The 12,618-nt window shown below is 65.7% G+C and carries 16 protein-coding genes; 6 read left to right on the top strand and 10 right to left on the bottom strand.

Going from position 1 to position 12,618, the window contains the following annotated elements:
• Nucleotides 1–4 precede the first annotated feature (4 nt).
• Together BLQ28_RS04655 and BLQ28_RS04650 are read right to left on the bottom strand one after the other, a co-directional pair.
• A complete protein-coding gene (locus tag BLQ28_RS04655; protein ID WP_093237358.1) occupies nt 5–406 on the bottom strand; it encodes a DUF4440 domain-containing protein in 402 nt (133 codons plus the stop codon).
• Entirely contained in the window at nt 403–1,830 is a 1,428-nt protein-coding gene (locus BLQ28_RS04650) for an MFS transporter (RefSeq protein WP_093237357.1), read from the bottom strand. The genes BLQ28_RS04655 and BLQ28_RS04650 overlap by 4 nt, the downstream gene beginning before the upstream one ends.
• A 104-nt stretch (nt 1,831–1,934) precedes the next feature.
• Between BLQ28_RS04650 and BLQ28_RS04645 the strand changes: the two genes are divergently transcribed.
• The gene (locus BLQ28_RS04645; RefSeq protein ID WP_093237718.1) at nt 1,935–2,846 is read left to right on the top strand and encodes a LysR family transcriptional regulator; all 912 of its coding nucleotides are present in this window, start codon (nt 1,935–1,937) and stop codon (nt 2,844–2,846) included.
• Nucleotides 2,847–3,504: 658 nt separating this feature from the next.
• Nucleotides 3,505–4,686 (top strand): GGDEF domain-containing protein, encoded by a 1,182-nt coding sequence (locus BLQ28_RS04640; RefSeq protein ID WP_093237356.1) that lies wholly within the window; start codon nt 3,505–3,507, stop codon nt 4,684–4,686.
• A 20-nt stretch (nt 4,687–4,706) separates the two neighbouring features.
• On the opposite strand, the gene BLQ28_RS04635 is transcribed toward BLQ28_RS04640, so the two are convergent.
• The 4 genes from BLQ28_RS04635 to BLQ28_RS04620 all read right to left on the bottom strand — a co-directional run bounded on the left by BLQ28_RS04635 (nt 4,707) and on the right by BLQ28_RS04620 (nt 7,379).
• The gene (locus BLQ28_RS04635) at nt 4,707–5,072 is read right to left on the bottom strand and encodes a hypothetical protein (RefSeq protein WP_371126563.1); all 366 of its coding nucleotides are present in this window, start codon (nt 5,070–5,072) and stop codon (nt 4,707–4,709) included.
• A gap of 146 nt (nt 5,073–5,218) precedes the next feature.
• Nucleotides 5,219–5,665: a hypothetical protein gene (locus BLQ28_RS04630; RefSeq protein WP_093237354.1), complete on the bottom strand. Its 447-nt coding sequence runs from the start codon at nt 5,663–5,665 to the stop codon at nt 5,219–5,221.
• Nucleotides 5,666–5,735: 70 nt separating this feature from the next.
• On the bottom strand, nt 5,736–5,966 hold the full coding sequence (locus BLQ28_RS04625; RefSeq protein ID WP_093237353.1) for a hypothetical protein: 231 nt from the start codon (nt 5,964–5,966) through the stop codon (nt 5,736–5,738).
• 189 nt (nt 5,967–6,155) lie between these two features.
• Nucleotides 6,156–7,379: a diaminopropionate ammonia-lyase gene (locus tag BLQ28_RS04620; protein ID WP_093237352.1), complete on the bottom strand. Its 1,224-nt coding sequence runs from the start codon at nt 7,377–7,379 to the stop codon at nt 6,156–6,158.
• Nucleotides 7,380–7,492: 113 nt separating this feature from the next.
• Between BLQ28_RS04620 and BLQ28_RS04615 the strand changes: the two genes are divergently transcribed.
• Nucleotides 7,493–7,978, top strand: a complete 486-nt coding sequence (locus BLQ28_RS04615) for an Lrp/AsnC family transcriptional regulator (protein ID WP_093237351.1) — start codon at nt 7,493–7,495, stop codon at nt 7,976–7,978.
• 19 nt (nt 7,979–7,997) lie between these two features.
• Here the strand turns inward: BLQ28_RS04615 and BLQ28_RS04610 are convergent, their stop codons facing one another.
• The 3 genes from BLQ28_RS04610 to BLQ28_RS04600 are packed head-to-tail and all read right to left on the bottom strand — an operon-like array spanning nt 7,998 to nt 10,471.
• Nucleotides 7,998–8,798 (bottom strand): aldolase, encoded by an 801-nt coding sequence (locus BLQ28_RS04610; protein WP_093237716.1) that lies wholly within the window; start codon nt 8,796–8,798, stop codon nt 7,998–8,000.
• Between the two features lie 14 nt (nt 8,799–8,812).
• Nucleotides 8,813–9,463 carry a glutathione S-transferase family protein gene (locus BLQ28_RS04605; protein ID WP_093237350.1) on the bottom strand — a complete coding sequence of 217 codons (651 nt, stop codon included), beginning with the start codon at nt 9,461–9,463 and terminating at the stop codon, nt 8,813–8,815.
• A gap of 15 nt (nt 9,464–9,478) precedes the next feature.
• Nucleotides 9,479–10,471, bottom strand: coding sequence for a Bug family tripartite tricarboxylate transporter substrate binding protein (locus BLQ28_RS04600; protein WP_093237349.1), 993 nt, complete (start codon nt 10,469–10,471; stop codon nt 9,479–9,481).
• Nucleotides 10,472–10,567: 96 nt separating this feature from the next.
• On the opposite strand from BLQ28_RS04600, the gene BLQ28_RS04595 reads away from it, so the two are divergent.
• A complete protein-coding gene (locus BLQ28_RS04595) occupies nt 10,568–11,101 on the top strand; it encodes a helix-turn-helix domain-containing protein (RefSeq protein ID WP_093237348.1) in 534 nt (177 codons plus the stop codon).
• Between the two features lie 17 nt (nt 11,102–11,118).
• Here the strand turns inward: BLQ28_RS04595 and BLQ28_RS04590 are convergent, their stop codons facing one another.
• Complete coding sequence (locus BLQ28_RS04590; RefSeq protein ID WP_093237347.1) at nt 11,119–11,550, bottom strand: GNAT family N-acetyltransferase; 432 nt, start codon at nt 11,548–11,550, stop codon at nt 11,119–11,121.
• Nucleotides 11,551–11,641: 91 nt separating this feature from the next.
• Between BLQ28_RS04590 and BLQ28_RS04585 the strand changes: the two genes are divergently transcribed.
• The gene (locus BLQ28_RS04585; RefSeq protein WP_093237346.1) at nt 11,642–11,926 is read left to right on the top strand and encodes a hypothetical protein; all 285 of its coding nucleotides are present in this window, start codon (nt 11,642–11,644) and stop codon (nt 11,924–11,926) included.
• Nucleotides 11,927–11,973: 47 nt separating this feature from the next.
• On the top strand, nt 11,974–12,594 hold the full coding sequence (locus tag BLQ28_RS04580; RefSeq protein ID WP_093237345.1) for a hypothetical protein: 621 nt from the start codon (nt 11,974–11,976) through the stop codon (nt 12,592–12,594).
• Nucleotides 12,595–12,618: the final 24 nt, after the last annotated feature.

Here is a 12,618-nt window from a genome sequence, read left to right as displayed (position 1 = left end):
TCAATCAGGTTCGGGTGGTTTCCTGCAGGTGTCGCCAACGCAGCGCACCGCCCTCTTGCCTGTCGAGCAGCACGGTGGCCAGCCGGACTTCGACGTCGCCGTTCAGCGTCTGGGTCTCCGCGTAGGTCAGCACGGCGCCGCGTTCGCTTTCGTGTAGCAGCGCAAGGTCTGCCACATCGATCTTCAGTCCCTGCTTGCGGCCCGTCATGGTTGCGAAGAAATGCGCCAACGCCGCGCGGTCGAGCCGTTGCCCCCCGGTCGTCAGCATCGAGAACTCGGGCGCGAAGTGCGCGAGCAGTTCGGCGTGGGTCGCATCGTCTGGCGCGGAGGCATTGAACAGGCGCTCGATCAGCACACAGGTGTCGGCGATTTCCTGAACGTAGGTATGGATGGGTGTCATGGTCATGGTTGCGTCTTCAGGTGAGATTGCATCCGCAGGCGACGCAGGATGTCCGCGTTGCCGATGCGCATGCAAAGGAGGATCGGGAGCACCGCACTGGCGGCGGCGATGGCAAAGCAGAGATGGAACACATGGGTCGTGCGCGCGCTCATGGCCGGATCGCCAGGGTCGGCGATGCCGTTCAGGCCCAGCAGCAGATTGAGCAGCACGCTCAGCAGCGCCACGCCGAAGCAGAAGCTGATCTGGCGCCCGATGTTCCAGAGCGCGCTGGCCTCGCCCAATTGCGCATCGGCGGTCTGCAGGAAAGCCGTGCTTTGCGCGGCACTGCTGGTCAGGCTGCCGCCCAAGCCCATCAGGGTGTAGGCCGCCATCAGCAAGGGCCACTGCAGTGGCTGCGACACGCCGGCCAGCAGCGCGATGCCGGCGCCATGCAGCAGCGCGCCAGACAGGAACAGCGGCCTGGGTCCGACCCGGTTGAAGTTCTTGCCGGTGAGCGAGATGCCGAGAAAGGCGCCCAGCGACCACGGCAGCATCAGCAGGCCGGTGTGCGATGGCGACATGCCCATCACGGTCTGCAGGCAGAACATCGCGATCAGGCTCACGCCCATGAACACACCCGGCACGAGCAGGTAGACCAGCATCGACACGCGCAACAGCGGATCGCGCACCAGCCGCAAGTCGAGAATCGGATGCGCATTGCGCAGCGCGCCACGCACGTGCCATGCGAACACGAGCAGTCCGGCGGCGAGGAGCACCGCGCCCATCGCGTGATGCGCCTGCTCGCCGAGCATGGTCAGGCCGAGCAATGCGAGCGCGATGGCCAAGGCGCCGCTGGCCAGCCCCGCGAGATCGAGCGGCGTGCGAACAGCACTCGCAGGTTCGGGCCTCAGCCAATGCCAGGCCAGCAACAGCGTCAACGCGGCCAGGGGAACGGTCAGGAAGAAGATCCAACGCCACGAGAGCGCATCGACCACGAGGCCGCCCAAGGCGGGCGACAGCGCCGGCGCCAGCAGGCCCACGAGCATGATGAGGCTCGACAGGCCTGCGCGCTCGTCGGGGCGGTACAGGCGATAGGCCATCGTCTGGCCCAACGGAATCAGCAGGCCGCCGCCCAGCCCCTGAACGAAGCGCCATGCGATCAGCGCCGAGATTGTGTCGGCGGTGCCCGCACCGAGCGTGGCGAGCATGAACACCGCGAGCGACAGCATGAAGATGTTCTTGCTGCCGTGGCGCCGCGCCAGCCACCCACTGAGCGGAATCACCAGGGTCAGCCCGAGGATGTAGGCATTGCCGACCCAGGCCAGCGTGGCAATGGACGCATCGAACGCGCGTGCAATGTCGGGGTACGCCACGTTGGCGATGAACATGTTGACGAGGTCGACGAAGAACCCGAGCAGATAAAGGGCTGCCACCTTTTTTCGATACGACACGACGTGCTCCGTCTTCAGAAAGGCGAGAGCTTAAGCAGCTGAAGGCTTTCGATAAACGGGCTAATCGTGACTACACTGTCTTATCAAATTTGACAGTGGATGCGATGAACAACGTCAGCCTGAACCGCCTGAACGCCTTCGTTGCCGTGGTCGAGGCCGGCTCGTTCACGGCTGCGGCCGAGCAGCTGACGCAGAGCAAGGCGGTCGTGAGCTTCAACATCAAGCAGCTCGAAGCCGAGCTGGGCGTGTCATTGCTCACGCGCAGCACGCGCCGCCTGGTGCTGACGGACGTGGGCCAGCGCTTCTATCGCGATTGCCAGAACGTGCTGCGAGAAGCGCAGGAGGCGATCGACACCGCACGCAAGGCGCACGTGGGGTTGGGCGGCACGCTGCGCATCACGACGACCACGGAATACGGCGTGCATGCGGTGGTGCCCGCGCTCGCAGCCTTTGCGCGCGAAAACCCATTGCTGGAGATACGGCACGCGTCGTCTTCGCAGCGGGAAGACCTGATCTCGGAGCGCTTCGACCTGGCGATCCGCCTCGGCCGGCTGGAAGATTCAAGCTACCGGGCCTCGCTGATCGAGACCTTCGACATCGTCGCCGTGGCGGCGCCCGACTATCTCAAGCGTGTACCCGGCAAGAAGATCGCGACGCCGGACGAACTGGGCCGCGCGCAATGGCTCGGGCACAGCCGCTTGCCCGCTCCGCGGCGCTGGCCGCTGCAAACCCCGCAAGGCGGCCGGACCACGCTGGAGATCGACGCCCCCGCCGCGATGATCGTGACCGATTCGGCTTCGACCCTGCGGGCGTTTGCACTGCAGGGCGCAGGCGTTGCACTGCTGCCCGAATGGCTGGTGCGGGATGACATCCGCGCGGGACGCCTGCGCCGGTTGCTGCCCGACCATCGCTTTCCGGTGCAGTCGGTGTATGCGCTCTACCCGGACACCCGGCATGTTCCCGAGAAGGTCCGCGCGTTCATCGATTTCCTTCGCGCCGCCGTGCGCGCGTCGTGACGACGACGACAGTGGGCGCAGCGAAAAGATCGCGCCTCGGCGTCAAAGATGCTGGGCCACGAGCACCACGGCCCCGGCGATCGAGATGGCACCGCCCACGAATTTTCTGAATGTGTTCATGAATGCTCTCCGTCAGTAGGCTTCGATGGTGCCGTGATGACGGGTCGCCGGGGTTTGGCAATCTTCATGCGGGCCATAGCAAAAACCAGCTAGGAAGCCCCAAAATAGATAGACCCAAGCTATCTGATACAATCCCGCCTCGCTCGGACACGCTCCGGGTGTTGCCTGGCCAGGCAAGCCGAATCTCACGCCGGCGCGTCGAAGTCACAGCGACGAAAAAAACAACAAGTGACTTCCGCAATTGAATATTTGCCGTAACCGTGGACCGCGTGAGAGTTCACGACCACATACCAAAGCCCGCCTCGCGCGGGCTTTTTCATTGGTGCGTTCCATCGGCATGCCACGCAAGTAGCCCCTTGGCATTAACATTTGCCGTCGATTGTTCGCAATCTCAGGACGGGCGGCCGGATCGGCTTCCGGCCACAGCGTCGAGTCGATATCCTCCAGCCTTCTCAAGACCAAGACACAGTCGACCGAGATCTTGCCCCGCCCGGGAGGCCGGCACCCGCCTCCTTCGCGACGCACACATCGACCCACCATGGGCTACCTGCCTTACCTCTTCGATCCCCGCTCCACCATCCTGTTGGCAGGTCTCATGGGCATCATGATGTCGCTGGTGCTGTTCTTCATGCGTCGCAGCTACCCGTCCAGCATCCGCGGGCTGAGCGAATGGTCCCGGGCGCCGCTGGTTGCGTTCGTGAGCACCCTGCTGTTCGCCGCGCGCGGCTTCCTGCCCGACTTCGCCACGATCGTCGTGGCCAACATGGTGCTGTTTCAGGCCTGCATCCTCTACTACGCGGGAAGCCAGCAGTTTCTGCGGGGCCGCAGCGACACCCGGGCCTGGACGGCGCTGAACCTGCTGCTGGGTGTGCTCATGTTCTGGTTCAGCAGCGTCCGGCCCGACTTCGAGACGCGCCTGGCCATCGTCACCTTTGCGGTGACGCTGCTGTTCGTCTCCCACGCGATGCTCTACATGCGCCACAAGGTCCCGGTGTACGGCATGCGGCTGATGATCGGCCTGCTGTTGGCCCAGGCGCTGGTGGCCGGCGTGCGCTTCGTGTCGGTGATCCTGGGAATGGCCGGCAGCGGCATCATGGAAGCGACGTGGATCCAGTCGGTCTACCTCACCATGTATTCCTTCAGCGTGCTGTTTCTTTCCATCGCCGTCGTGCTGATGGCCACCGACCGCGTGCACACCGAGTTCGAATACCTCGCCACCCGCGACCCGCTGACCGGCGTGCTGAACCGGCGTGCGCTGCTCGACGCCTGCCTGGCCGAATTCGCCGCGAGCCATGGCGCACCCGGGCGGCCCGCCGCGCTGCTGATGGTCGACCTGGACCACTTCAAGAGCATCAACGACCGCTTCGGCCACCAGATGGGCGACGCGGTGCTGCGCGAGGCGGTCAGCCGCATGCAGCAGGTGATCGGCACGAAGGGACTGCTCGGGCGCTACGGCGGCGAAGAGTTCGTCGTGCTGCTGCCCCACACGGCGATGGCGGACGCCATGTCCATCGCGGCACGGCTGAAGGAAGGCATCGACAAGCCGCTGCCCTCCGATTCGCCGCTGTCCGCGGTCGGCACCTTTGCCGTCAGCATCGGCGTGGCCACCAGCGATGGCGTGAAGAACGTCGACGAAGTGCTCGCGCAGGCCGACGAAGCACTGTACCGCGCCAAGGCGCTCGGACGCGGCCGGGTGATCGCGACCACCGCCGCGGCCTGACGCCGCCGCAAGCAGCAGGATCAGTCGTCGCGGTCTTCGTGGTAGCGGCGATAGTGCTCACGCGCCCACTCGCGGCGGCGCCATTCCTGGCGTTCCGCGCGGCGCTCGTCCCATCGGGATTCGCGCTCGTAGTAACCGGCGGGCGGCGCGTAGTAAGCCGGCGGCTGATAGCGCACCGGCGGTGCCGGCTGGTAGTAGATCGGCGCCGGCCGCGAATACACGGGCGCCGGCTCGTAATACACAGGGGCGGGTTCGCTCACCACGACACCGGGCACGTTCACACCGATGGACCAGCTGGTGCCGGCGCTCGCCGAGGCCGCGGCGCACAGGGCTCCTGCTGCGATCACGCTCGCGGCAGCCAGCTTGAGAAAGGTTCGATGAGCCATCACGTCGTCTCCTGAAAGGCGGGAACAGTCCCGATGCAGAGACAACGGCCGGCCCCTTTCAAGCGCGGACGTCGCGCTTGTGAAGAGCGTGCCCAAATGTCACACCGGGGCCGGTTCGGATACATCTCCCCGATGGCGGGTGACGCTTATCCCAGCCCGGAACGCTTGCAGTCGAACACGGCGCTTTGCTCGACCGCGCGCAACGCGGGCACCTTGCTCACGAAAGTCACGCCGGCACCGATCAGGTGCCACTCGCCTGCCTTGAAGAGCTTGAAGAGATTCATGGCCTCCACGCCCGGTGCGGGAATGGAGTTGAAGACATAGATCGGCTCGCCGGACTGCGTGTCTTCCATGCTCACCAGTTCGGCCCGCATCTTGCCCATGGTCTCGGCGTCCTTCGTCCTGGAGCGCACGACGTCCATGAGCACGGTTCGCGAGTGCTCGTCGATCGATATCCTGCGAACCCAGTTAAAGGAAGAGCCGGCACCGCCGCCCGGCCCCGGAACGCACGTGATGGTTCCTGCAGTGACCGGGCCTGCGGCCGCAAGAAGCAAAAGCAGAAGGCAGGAAAGCTGCCCGGCACGGATGTTCACGTCGCGTCCTCCTCAGGTGTGAGCAGGACGGACTTTAGCGTCAGGCCGCCAGGGCGGCCGTGGCCTTGGCTCAGTGCTTCTTGGCGTGATGGTGGCCGGCCCGGTGCTTGTGCATCTTGGGCGCCGCATGCTCGTGCATGGCCATCGGCTTTTCCGCGGGGCGTGCCTGCAGTTGCTGGGCACGGGCTTCCACCGCGGCGGCGCGGGCCGGATCGGTGCTCACGGTGATTCCGTTGTCGGCTTGCGCGAAGGCGCTCGCGGCACCAAGCAGAACGGCCAGGGTAACAAGAAGCTTTTTCATGTGATTCCATCCAGGGTGAGGGAGACGGCCTCCCTCGCCGTTAACGGATGACATGTGCCGGCTGTTGACGTGGCCATTGCCGTCGTCGGGGCCTACCCGGCGCCGGCCCAACATTCCCGCTGCATGCCGATGGCCCGGCCGCGGAAATGGCTCGCACCCGGAATCAATTCTGGATACCTGGCGAGACCATCAGGCAGCCCCGGCCCGCGCCCATTCCCGCTGCGCCTGCAGCACCTCATCAGCCGTGCGCCCCACAAGCTCCGCATAGACGCCGGGCGCGGTCGCGCCCTCGGTGTTGATCAGCAGCACCTTCGAATCGGCACCGAGCCCCGCCTGCTGCCGCCACGCAGGCGAAAGCGCCAGCAAGTGCAACGCCGCCGCGCCGGCCGCGCCCGACTCGCCGCTGACGATGGGCCGATCAAGGCGGCTGCCCTGCGCGAGCCAGCGCATGGCCTCGACCGCATGGCCGTCCTCGATGGCGGCGAAACAGTCCACCGATGGCTCCAGGAAGCGCCAGGCCAGGGTGGATGTCTCGCCGCACGCAAGGCCCGCCATCACCGAATCGACACTGCCCGTTGCCACGGCCGGCCGGCCTTGCAGCGCGCTTTGCATCAGGCAGTCGGCCTGGCGCGGCTCCACGACGATGAAGGTGGGCCGGTGCACGCCGAACCGTTCCCAGAAGTAGCTCGCGACCCCGGCGGCCAGGCCACCGACGCCGCCCTGAAGAACCACGTGGGTGAAGGGACACGCCTGCGATGCCGGCCCCGCCTGCTGCAGCACTTCGTCGATCATCGTGCCGTACCCCTGCATCACGTCGCGCGGCACTTCCTCGTAGCCCGGATATGCGGTGTCCGAGATGACCTGCCAGCCTTGGCGTTCGGCCAGATGCGCCGCGTGGGCGACCGAAGCGTCGTAGTTCCCCTCGATGCGGACGATCTCGGCGCCGAACGCCGCAATCGCACGCTCGCGCTCGAGGCTGACGTGGCGATGCAGGACGATCACGCAGCGCACGCCCGCACTGCGGGCGGCGGCGGCCAGCGCGCGGCCGTGGTTGCCATCCGTGGCGCTGATGACGACCAGGTCGCCCAGTTCATCGCGATGCACTCCAGCCAGAACATCTTCGGGAACCCACGAAGGATGGCGGCGAACGACCAGCCGCACCAGCGCCGCCGGTGCGCCGAGCGCCTTGAAGCTGCCCAGCGAAGAACGCACGGATTCGTCCTTGACGTGGACCTCGGCAACGTCCAGCCTGCGGGCCAGGTCCGGCAATTGCCACAGCGGCGTCGGCTGCGGCGAGAGCAAGTTCCAGCGCGAAAGCCAGGACCGGGTGTGCCGTGCTTCGGCAATGCACATGATGCTTTTCAGCGCGTCCGGATACGCGTCTCGAAGGGCTCTTGGGTTGGTGACCAGCATGGCGAAATTCCTTGTGTGATGCGCATAATCGTAAGAGTGCACCCCGCGAATTTCTTCGCGTTGGCGCATGCGCATATGCAATCCCTCCTCGCTTTTTCCGCCCGTTTCGACGCATGACCACACGCCTGGATGCCTACGACCTGAAGCTGCTCGAACTGGTCCAGCAGGACGCGCGCATTCCGCAAGGCGAGCTGGGCCAGCAGGTCAATCTTTCGACGGCGGCCGTGAACCGACGGCTGAAGCGGATGGCGGACGAAGGCGTCATCGAGCGCCATGCCGCCATCATCAACCCCGATGCGGTCGGCTGCGAACTGACGGTGATCGTCGAGGTGAATGTCGAGAGCGAGCGCGTCGACTTGCTGGACGCGATGAAGCGCACGTTCCAGGCCTGCCCGCAGATCCAGCAGTGCTACTACGTGGCGGGCGACTGCGACTTCGTGCTGATCTTCGCGGTCCGGAGCATGAGCCAATACACCCGACTGACGCGCGAACTCTTCTTCGAGAACAACAACGTCAAGCGCTTCAACACGCTGGTGGCGATGAGCCGGGTCAAGGTCGGGCTGAACGTGCCCCTGTCTGAAGAGGCCACGCAGGACTGAAGCCCGGGCCTTCAGACCTTCAGGCCTTTTTCAGGCAATCCGCATTGCGCGGATCTTTCAGCGAGCGGCGCGCGTAGTAGCCGAACGCGACCGCGTTGCGGCGCGGCCGCAAGATCCAGTCGTGCGCTTCCCTGGCCAGCTCGGGGTCGATGGGCTGGATCTTGCCCGCGGCCGATGCCAACAGCTGCATGCGCGCGGCGCGCTCGAAGGCGATCGAAAGAACGCAGGCCTCTTCCACGCTGCCACCGGCCACGAGCATCCCGTGGTGCGAGAGCAGCAGCGCCCGCTTGCTGCCAAGCGCGGCCGAGATGAACTCGCCCTCTTCGTTGCCCACCGGAATGCCCGGCCACTTGCCCACGAACGCAACGTCGTCATAGAGCACGCAGTTGTCCATGTGGGAGATGACCAGCGGCTCTTCGAGCATGCCCAGCGCGGAGGCGTGGGCGGCGTGCGTATGGATGATGCAGTTGACGTCGGGGCGCGCGCGGTACACCCACGAGTGAAAGCGATTGGCCGGGTTCGGCATGCCGTCGCCTTCGAGCACGTTCAGGTCTTCGTCGACACGCAGCAGGTTGCCTTCGCTGATCTCGTCGAAGCCCAGCCCGAGCCGCTGCGTCAGGAACTCGCCGGGCGCGCCGGTGCGTGCGGTGATCTGCCCCGCAAGGCCGGAGTCGTGTCCGTTGTCGAACAGGATGCGGCAGGTCAAGGCCAGCTTCTGGCGCAGCGTGTAGCTGCTGTCCGCCAGGTGCGTGTCCATCTGCGCGTACGACTGCTGGATCAGTTCGTCCTTCTTGAGTTCGAAAGTGTCTTGCGATGCCATGGTGTTGTCCTTGTTCATACGGATTCGCTGGTGGAAAAGTTCTTTTCCGGCGCACCGGGAAATAGCGGCTGGTAGCCCGGCAGTTGCTCGATTCTGCCGAGCCACGCCGTGATGGCCGGGTAGGCCGAAAGCGCGATGCCGCCCATCGGCGCCAATCGTGTGTAGGGGTACAGCGCCACGTCGGCAATGCTCGGCGCATCGGCCGTGGCGACCCAGCCCTTCGGGCCCTGGCGCGACAACTGGACGTCCAGGATCTGCAGCGACTGCCTGGCTTCGTGTGCGAAGCGAACGAATTCTTCGCTGGCCGGATCGCGGTCGCGATGCAGCGCAAGGTGCAGGCGAAGTTGGGCCAAGGGCTTCATGTGCCGCTCTTGCTCGAACGACAGCCACGCCAGCACTTGCGCCTGCCGGGCCGCATCGCTCGGCCACCACGGGCTGCCCTGCGCCAGGAAATAGAGGATCGCCATCGACTCGCCCAGGTGCGTGCCGTCGTCCAGCGCGAGCACCGGCACCTGCCCCATCGGCGCGATCGCCAGGAAGCCGGGGCTTCGCAGATCGCCGCGATCGATGGACAGCGTCTCGCGTTCCAGCGGCATGCCGAGCAGGCCGGCCAGCAGCCGCACCTTCCACGCGTTGCCGGAGCGTTGGGTGTCATAGAGCTTCATGTCGAGCGCCCTGTGTCAGTCCAGCTTCGTGCCAGCGGCCTGGACGACCTTGCTCCACTTGGCGGTCTCGCTCTTCACGTGGGCCAGGTAGGCCGGCACGCCGGTGACCATCGGCTCGATGCCCAGCTCGGCCAGGCGGGCAACCACGGCGGGGCGCTTCAGCGCGCGAGCCAACGCCTGGTTGAGAACATCGACCTGCGCCTGCGGCGTTCCCGCCGGGGCGACGATCGCGTTCCACGAGCCGATCTGGAAGTCGGGCAACCCTTGCTCGGCGCTGGTCGGCACATCGGGCACCGCCGCGTTGCGATGGTTCGCGGCGATGGCCAGCATCTTGAGCCGCCCCGTCCTGGCCTGCGGCTGGATGACGGGAATGGCGTCGATGACGATCTGCACCTGGCCGCCCATGGCCGCGTTCACCGCCTCGGCGCCGCTCTTGAAGGGGACGTGCACGATGTCCGTCCGGGTCGCCAGCTTGAACAGCTCGATCGCCAGGTGCGGCGAGCTGCCGTTGCCCGCGGAGCCGAAGTTCAGCTTGCCCGGATGCGCCTTGGCGTAACCGATCAGGCCCTTGAGGTCGCTCACGCCGTCGATGCCGTTGATGGCGAGCACGTAGGGCGAGTTGCTCACCAGCGAGACGGGCGTGAAGGACGCCGGGTCGTAGTTGAGCTTGTTGTAGAGCATCTTGTTGACCACCTGCGTGCCCACCGTGCCCAGCAGCAGCGTGTAGCCGTCCGGCGCGGCCTGGGCGACGGCCTGCGCGGCGATGGCACCGCCCGCCCCTGCCTTGTTGTCGATGATGACCGACTGCTTCAGTTCCTCGCCGAGATGCTGGCCGATGAGCCGCCCGGCCACGTCGGTGATGCCGCCCGCTCCGAACGGAATCACGAGCCGGATGGGCTTGGCCGGATAGGCCTGCTGGGCGTGGGCCGGCGAAGCGGACACCAGCAGCGCCAGCGCGCCGGCGAACGAGATGACAAACAGGGCCCGAAGGCGCGTGCGTACCGTCATACCATACTCCTCAGATAGCGGGCCGACCCCGCGAAGGTTGTTCAAGGCAGGAAACAAAGAAGATTTTAGGACACAAGTGTCTTAAAAGAAAAGCATATGTCCATCAAACTGAAGTTGCTTCGCGTCCAGGCTGGATTGACGCTCGAAGAGCTGGCGCAGGCCGCCGACCTGACCCGCAGCTATGTATCGAAGCTCGAAAGAGGCATCTCGACCCCTTCCGTCGGCGCGGCGCTGAAGCTGGCCAAGGCGCTGCACGTGCAGGTCGAGGAAGTGTTCGCGGAGCCGTCCGACAACGACCCGGTGCTCATCAGCCGTGCGCAGGCCACTGCCTCGTCGGACGCGCGCGCGAAGACGCCGCGCGTGGTGTCAGGCGCCTCGCCCGACCGCCGCATGGTCGCGTTCGTGCTGACGCCCACCGAGGAGCCGGTGCGCAACCATCCGATGAGCCATCACAAGGGCGAAGAGCTGCTGTACGTGCTCAAGGGCCGCGTCAGCCTGCAGCTCGCGGGGCGCGTCGAGCTGCTCAATGCGGGCGACAGCGCGCATTTCAATTCGAGCATTCCCCACAAGATCACGTCGGTGGGCAAGCAGCAGGCGTCCGTGCTGCTTGTGGTGGCGCAAGAGGAATAGACAGAAAAGAGGACGGGCTAGGCGGCAGAACTGTAGAGGTCCGGCACATAACGCTCCATGAGCGTTTGCGGCTTGGCCGGCGATGCAAAGCCGAACTTCTCGTACAGCCCGTGCGCGGTACTCGTGGCCAGCATGAACCGCCGCAACCCCTGGAGCCGCGGGTGCGACATCACCGCGGCCATGAGCGCGGCGCTGTAGCCCTTGCCCCGGTGCTGCGGCAGCACGAAGACGTCGACCAGATAGGCAAAGGTGGCGTAGTCGGAGATCACGCGCGCATAGGCGACCTGGGCCGTGCCGACGAAGCCGCCGAAGTTCAGGGAGTTCTCGACAGACGCGCGCACCGTCTCGAAGGGTATCTGCCGGGCCCAGGCCGTCTCTTGCGACAGGAAGCGGTGAATGAGCGCCACGTCCTGGTCGTGGATGTCGGTGGAAATGCGAAGGGGTTCCATCAGAAGCACACGGTTCGTTGAACGAGCCGACATCGTAGGGCCGCGTCGAAAGTGCCTCGCCACCGCCACAGTCATCACTTAGCATGCGGCCATGAGCTACACCGTGAAACTGATCGACTTTCCCGATGCGCCGCATGACGTCATCGCCACCGCCGAATCGCGCTTCCGGCGTGAACTCGACAAGCTGCTGGGCGACGGCGTCGAACAGGCGCTGAAGGCCTTCGAGAACGCCAGCGAATCGAGCGCCGACGAACTCACCAAGGAAGAAATCGCGCTGGCCGCCAGCTGGGCCAAGGCCTACGAAGCCGCCAAGACGGCGGGTTTCCGCGCGCTCGGTGAGGCCGACGAGGCCTACTTCGAGGTCAGGGCCGACTGACCGACCGATTCCACGACCGCCTCATTCTTCGCCTCCGGAGTCCGATCATGAAGATGCTGTTCGCCCTCCTGCTCGCCGGACTGCTTTCCGCCTGCGCGACCGCACCCGGCAGCGGGCCGGCCACCACCGCCCAATCTGCCCACCCCACTGAAGCGGCAACGGCGCCCCAGCCCACGGGCGTGCAGTGGCAGTACATCAACTCGCGGTCCTACGACGCGTTGAATGCCGGTCTGGGCAACAGCCACCGCTACGAAAGCGGCATCGGCTGGATCGACGTCTACGTGTACGACATGAAGCGCACCAACTGGCTGCCGGGCGTCGCCGATCCGCAGTTCGACGAACACTTCAAGAGCACCATTGCCGAGGTGCAGCGCGCCACCACCCAGGGCATGTACGCCAGCGCCAAGATCGGGCCGACGCGCGACGTGCAGATCGAAGGGCTGACCTTTCGCACGATCTCCTTCCGGCTCGTGCATGCCCGCGACAACAAGGCCTACGACTCCTACACCTACCTCACGGCACGCAACGGCCGCCTGCTGAAGTACCGCATGTCGTTCAATGCCCCGGCGCCGGCCAACGTGGAGGCGATCGCGCGAGAGTTCATCGAGCGCAACGTGCGCACCGGCCCCGACACGCCGGTCGGCACCCGCAACCTTCGCAGCACCTGAACCTGGGCGCCGGCGAGCCAGCGA

It is taken from the genome of Variovorax sp. EL159 (assembly GCF_900100965.1).
Taxonomy (GTDB): Bacteria; Pseudomonadota; Gammaproteobacteria; order Burkholderiales; family Burkholderiaceae_C; genus Variovorax.
Note: the sequence above shows the minus strand (reverse complement) of the source record. Positions and strands in the feature narration are given on the sequence as shown.

Excerpts from the sequence above, each read along its gene's own strand:
- BLQ28_RS04635 (WP_371126563.1), bottom strand. The coding sequence starts at position 5,072 with ATGGCTCATCGAACCTTTCTCAAGCTGGCTGCCGCGAGCGTGATCGCA.
- BLQ28_RS04645 (WP_093237718.1), top strand. The coding sequence starts at position 1,935 with ATGAACAACGTCAGCCTGAACCGCCTGAACGCCTTCGTTGCCGTGGTC.
- BLQ28_RS04590 (WP_093237347.1), bottom strand. The coding sequence starts at position 11,550 with ATGGAACCCCTTCGCATTTCCACCGACATCCACGACCAGGACGTGGCG.
- BLQ28_RS04580 (WP_093237345.1), top strand. The coding sequence starts at position 11,974 with ATGAAGATGCTGTTCGCCCTCCTGCTCGCCGGACTGCTTTCCGCCTGC.
- BLQ28_RS04585 (WP_093237346.1), top strand. The coding sequence starts at position 11,642 with ATGAGCTACACCGTGAAACTGATCGACTTTCCCGATGCGCCGCATGAC.
- BLQ28_RS04640 (WP_093237356.1), top strand. The coding sequence starts at position 3,505 with ATGGGCTACCTGCCTTACCTCTTCGATCCCCGCTCCACCATCCTGTTG.
- BLQ28_RS04625 (WP_093237353.1), bottom strand. The coding sequence starts at position 5,966 with ATGAAAAAGCTTCTTGTTACCCTGGCCGTTCTGCTTGGTGCCGCGAGC.
- BLQ28_RS04600 (WP_093237349.1), bottom strand. The coding sequence starts at position 10,471 with ATGACGGTACGCACGCGCCTTCGGGCCCTGTTTGTCATCTCGTTCGCC.
- BLQ28_RS04615 (WP_093237351.1), top strand. The coding sequence starts at position 7,493 with ATGACCACACGCCTGGATGCCTACGACCTGAAGCTGCTCGAACTGGTC.
- BLQ28_RS04620 (WP_093237352.1), bottom strand. The coding sequence starts at position 7,379 with ATGCTGGTCACCAACCCAAGAGCCCTTCGAGACGCGTATCCGGACGCG.
- BLQ28_RS04595 (WP_093237348.1), top strand. The coding sequence starts at position 10,568 with ATGTCCATCAAACTGAAGTTGCTTCGCGTCCAGGCTGGATTGACGCTC.
- BLQ28_RS04605 (WP_093237350.1), bottom strand. The coding sequence starts at position 9,463 with ATGAAGCTCTATGACACCCAACGCTCCGGCAACGCGTGGAAGGTGCGG.
- BLQ28_RS04655 (WP_093237358.1), bottom strand. The coding sequence starts at position 406 with ATGACCATGACACCCATCCATACCTACGTTCAGGAAATCGCCGACACC.
- BLQ28_RS04610 (WP_093237716.1), bottom strand. The coding sequence starts at position 8,798 with ATGGCATCGCAAGACACTTTCGAACTCAAGAAGGACGAACTGATCCAG.